The organism is Anaerosporobacter sp. (assembly GCF_965301125.1).
On sequence record NZ_CBDLAM010000226.1, the window covers coordinates 1 to 4,567 of the forward strand.

The window sequence follows — 4,567 nt, forward strand, 5'->3', positions numbered from 1 at the left end:
TAACCAATATTCTTTTTTATTTACCTATTGACTTTTGATAGTTGGTCTTTCTTTTTCCAGTCCTTTTCCCAGCCCTGTACCTATACGCTTACTCCGTCTTTCAGCCTGTATATATGAATCATAAATTTATTGCATCCTTCAACTGAATCTCCCTTACAGTTTCTACTAACAATCACATAGTTACACAGTCAATCAAATAGAGCCAGCATTTCATTACCTCATAGGTGTCCACCACTTTTCTACCTCCTTTCCTCTTGTAATTATTTTTGAGTAACAAAAAAGAGCCTTTTATTGTCATGCTCGGGACATAGAAAATCTTATACACCAATATATACCTCTACCAGAATGTCATTCCACTGGCTCTTTCTTAAGTATGTTCCACACTTTTTACGGTATGCCTGTGCTTCTTCAAAATGAATCAAGAAGCTTTCAATCAAAACATCTTCTTCCTTCTCTACTTTATTTCTTTGAAAATTCAAGTACCATTTGACCACACTATCTGGACAGGGAGTTATTTTTTTTACGATCTTATCTACTAGCTTTTTATCTGCTTCAGTCTTCTCACTATTCAGCAATTCTTTCATTCTGTCCTTCACTACCTCCAGACTTGTTTTCTTTTCTTCCAGACTTCGTTCATAACTTTCTTCGGTTGGAACTAAAAATTCATATTCTTCTTTCATCTCCTGATAACTTTGCTCCAGTTTCTCCTTCCTATCTTTATAATCTGTTATGTCAATGCACCCATCCAGATACCCTGACAGCAGATTTTCCAGACGCTTTTCTATCTGTTCCATATCTTTTTTTACCAGAGTGACTTCTTTATGTATTCTGGTGCTTCTGTCTGGAACATAATTCTTTTCCATCACAGCAACCAGTTTATTCACCATTTTCTCTGGATTTCTCATCATCCTGTCCATGATTTTCTGTACCTCTTCCCAGTCCTCTTCGGAAATGATTGGGAGAAAATCTGCTTTCATATAGACGTATCTGCTACGATCTTTATTTTTTATCCTATTATGTGTGAGATAGTTGCTCGTCACAGATTTACCGTAACATTTGTATCCAGCATAGGTTTTATTCCTTAGAATATTCCATATTTTCCCGCAGCTCCATACAGTTTTATTTCCAATTCCACTTTTTCCAAGTTCCATTATTTTCCTTGAAATTGCTTTTTTCCCCATCCCTCTCAAGTACATCTGATAGATAAGCCGAACATTTTCTGCCTCTTCTGGTATAATTTCATAGGTATTATCTACCGATTTCTCTCCACGGATTAGCTTATATGCGTAGATATTTCCATTTCCATATAGAACTCCACGTTGTCGGCTGGTTGCCTGACCTGCAAGTGCACGCTCACTGACCTTCCTTGATTCCTCTTGAGCCAATGCTGAAAAAATTGTTAGTCTTAACTCCCCATCAGAATCTAGCGACCATATATTGTCATTGAAAAAGAACACTTCCACATTCATATCAGCCAATGCACGGGTAATATTGAGAGAGTCTACCGTGTTACGTGCAAATCGGCAGACCTCACGAGTAATAATCAAATCAAACTTTCCGTTTTTAGCATCCTCCAACATATTCATGAAGCCCTGACGTTTTTTGGCAATTGTACCCGTAAGTCCCTCATCAACATACAACCCCACACTCTTCCAATTGGGGTGAAGCTCACACAAAGATTTTAGCCATATCTTCTGTGCCTCTAAGGCATTTACCTGTTCTTCGTGCTGAGTGCTGACCCTTGCATAGAGGGCTACTCTAACCTGCCCCTCTTTTGTTCGGTTCGACCTTGGTTTTACAAAATAGCCCATGCTATTCATATTATTTTGTATTATAGCAGTTTCGCTCATGCCACTTCTCTCCTTTCTTCCTTGTTCCAATCATTGACAGACAGCCTGTAGGTTTCTCGATTAATTTCTCCTTGTTCATATAGTACCTCCAGAAGAAAAAGTCCTATCTGTTTCTCTATATTATCTACTTTATTTCGAACATTTATTTTCTTTATCATAGTCTTTCCTTTCTCGGAGCATGCCCCTAAATATGCTGTCTATCTATTACAATGATATATGCTTATGATAAGGCAAATTACGGCTCATACTCCGCTCTAATTTATTTCATTATGTCAATGCCTTCGATATAACGTTTACCATTACTCTTTCCCTGAGTAATATTGTTCTTTGCTTTTATCGCCTTGTATAAAGATTTTGAGAGAGCGTTGGATTCTGGTATTTCTAGAAATCCCTTTTCAGTCGCCCAAAGCTGGTATTCTTGTCTCAGCTTTTCATAGGAAACTCTATGCTTGTCCTTAGCATATATCTTAGCTTCAACAAATCCAGCTTCAGGGAAACACTCTTCAACCTTCCTTTGCAAGAAAGCATCCGATTCATCCTGTACGGAAAACCTGAAATCTTGCTGTCGAAGCTCATGTAAGGCAATCATTGCCTTATTGAAAATTCCTGGAAGTTCTTTATATAGCTTGCTTTTCAGATTTCTATCTTGCTCTTCCTCTGTGAAAATCCTTGTCCAGTTCAAGATTAAATACCGTCTTTTTATAGCCTTATTCGGTATCTCTTTTCCTATTTCCGGAAGATGATTTGTCGCAATAATTATATTGAACATAGGTTCAAAAGTAAAACGTGCTCCATATTTTATTTCAGCATCAAGCGGCTCAGAACAAATCGCCTTCTTCACGTTTGCATCAAACAATTTTTCAAGTGTTATTCCATTTTCTAGCTCATGCAAGACATTGAGTCTGGAAGAGGCTAGCTCATATCGTGCAAAAGCATTTGTTCCATTGATAACACTAATTGGAGTATGTGTTACATTGGTAATTCCAACTAGCTTGGTTAATATACTTAAAAAGATTGATTTACCATTATTTCCCAAACCATTACAGAGAATGATCCTGTTATGGCTTATTTCTCCAGCTATTGCAACTCCCAGCACTTCGTACAATGTCTTTTCCATAGCCTTACTATTACTTACCTCTGAAACATACTGGTCGAAACGTTCACAGGTAGCAGTCTCATCATATGAAAAATCAAGAGCTGTGATTGCCCGATATTTTGAAGAATGTTTCAACAAGGTATTGGTTTTGAGGTCATAGACCCCATTTTTCATCACAATATGCTCTTTATCTGCTCCCAAATTATCTGCATAGGGAACAAGAAGCTTTGTATGGGAAAATATAGAGTTTATATTCTGAAGCTCCCACTCAATGTCAAATTCGTCTGTATTATCAATGAAGTCCGAAATCAATTTCTGCATTTGGACGTCATCCTGTCTGACATAGATCCCCTTATTAGAGGAGTAGACATAGTAGCTCTGGTCTTTTGAGTTGAACACAAGGTTTCGGTACTTTGCCAAGCTCTCTGCCACCTCACGAATTGTTATATCACTCATAGCAATTTATCCTTTCTCGTACTCAGACGGTAACTATTACCCCTGTACCTAGTCAACACTAGGTACAGGGAAATCCTTTGATTATTCATCATCTTCATCCTCGTAGAGGTCTTCTTCATCCTCATCTTCTAATTCTTCCTCTTCGTCTACATCTTCTTCCTCTGACTTTAGTATGGATACAGTAGCTCTTTTAGATTTTAGGGGGTTCTCTTCCTCTATAGGCTGAATCTCCGAGATATTATTGTATGTTTTTCCATCTTTTTTATTGATTTCTATCTTTATAAGAATTTCTTTGCCTACATACTCATGGGCATCCTCTACCTCACCCAATGCATATATAAGCTGTTCTGTAAGACTCCCTGTTTCATAGTCACCTTCTAACATAGCTGTTGCAGAAGCATAGAACTTCTTTGCTCCATCCGCAAGCCTTTTGAACGGTTTTACCACCAGAAAAGCATTTTCTCCCTTTGCTGTAAGTGATTTTACTTCTGCGATATACTCCTGCCCTTCCTTTAGCCTCTCACATTTACGGAATATGATTGCCTCTTCTTTCTTCATTCTAGAAATACTTTTAGATTTGTAATTATGAACAACTGCCATGATTTTTTCCTCCTGTTTAAGTGATGTTTTTTGAATTACAAACTCATTTTATCACTGAAACACTCGACAATCCTGTCATGTTTCATCGTTTATCATCTCAGCTTTACATGCTTATCTTTGCCAAAACAGGGTCAATTTTAACCAAAAGAAAAGCCCGCAAACCCTATCTAAATCAAGAGTTTTACGAGCTTTTCTATTTTGTCCCCCCTGAATCAATTTTTTTCATTGGATAACCTACAGTATGTACCCCTTTTTCCTTGCTGCCCTCCAATCTTTTGTCAATTTTGCATTTGCAACTGTTTTCCCTCGCAATACGAGAAACAACCCTTCTCCCATATCAAGGTATAGATATTTCTTCTGCAACAGTTCTCTCATATCTGGCAAACAAGGCTTTACTTCACTTCTAACCGTATTCCGTAGCACTTTACTCCGAAACTTATTCCAACTCCTTCGTGCTCTTTTCCCTGCTTTTTCATACCCTTTATTTCCCTTATGACTCAAAAAATAGCTGAACATATATTTATTCATATTTTTTTTACTTTCTGCCTTCTTCATATCTCTAGAA

At 37.5% G+C, this 4,567-nt stretch carries 5 protein-coding genes; all 5 read right to left on the minus strand.

Going from position 1 to position 4,567, the window contains the following annotated elements; translation table 11 throughout:
* Positions 1-317 precede the first annotated feature (317 nt).
* Complete coding sequence (locus ACW2QF_RS17320) at positions 318-1,850, minus strand: recombinase family protein (protein WP_455717268.1); 1,533 nt, start codon at positions 1,848-1,850, stop codon at positions 318-320.
* Positions 1,847-2,008, minus strand: coding sequence for a hypothetical protein (locus tag ACW2QF_RS17325; RefSeq protein WP_455717269.1), 162 nt, complete (start codon positions 2,006-2,008; stop codon positions 1,847-1,849). The genes ACW2QF_RS17320 and ACW2QF_RS17325 overlap by 4 nt, the downstream gene beginning before the upstream one ends.
* Before the next feature lie 101 nt (positions 2,009-2,109).
* Positions 2,110-3,402 (minus strand): DNA primase family protein, encoded by a 1,293-nt coding sequence (locus ACW2QF_RS17330; protein WP_455717270.1) that lies wholly within the window; start codon positions 3,400-3,402, stop codon positions 2,110-2,112.
* An 81-nt stretch (positions 3,403-3,483) separates the two neighbouring features.
* Positions 3,484-4,002, minus strand: coding sequence for a hypothetical protein (locus ACW2QF_RS17335; protein ID WP_455717271.1), 519 nt, complete (start codon positions 4,000-4,002; stop codon positions 3,484-3,486).
* A 234-nt stretch (positions 4,003-4,236) separates the two neighbouring features.
* Positions 4,237-4,567: hypothetical protein (locus tag ACW2QF_RS17340; RefSeq protein WP_455717272.1), on the minus strand; the 331-nt coding region annotated here is incomplete at its 5' end.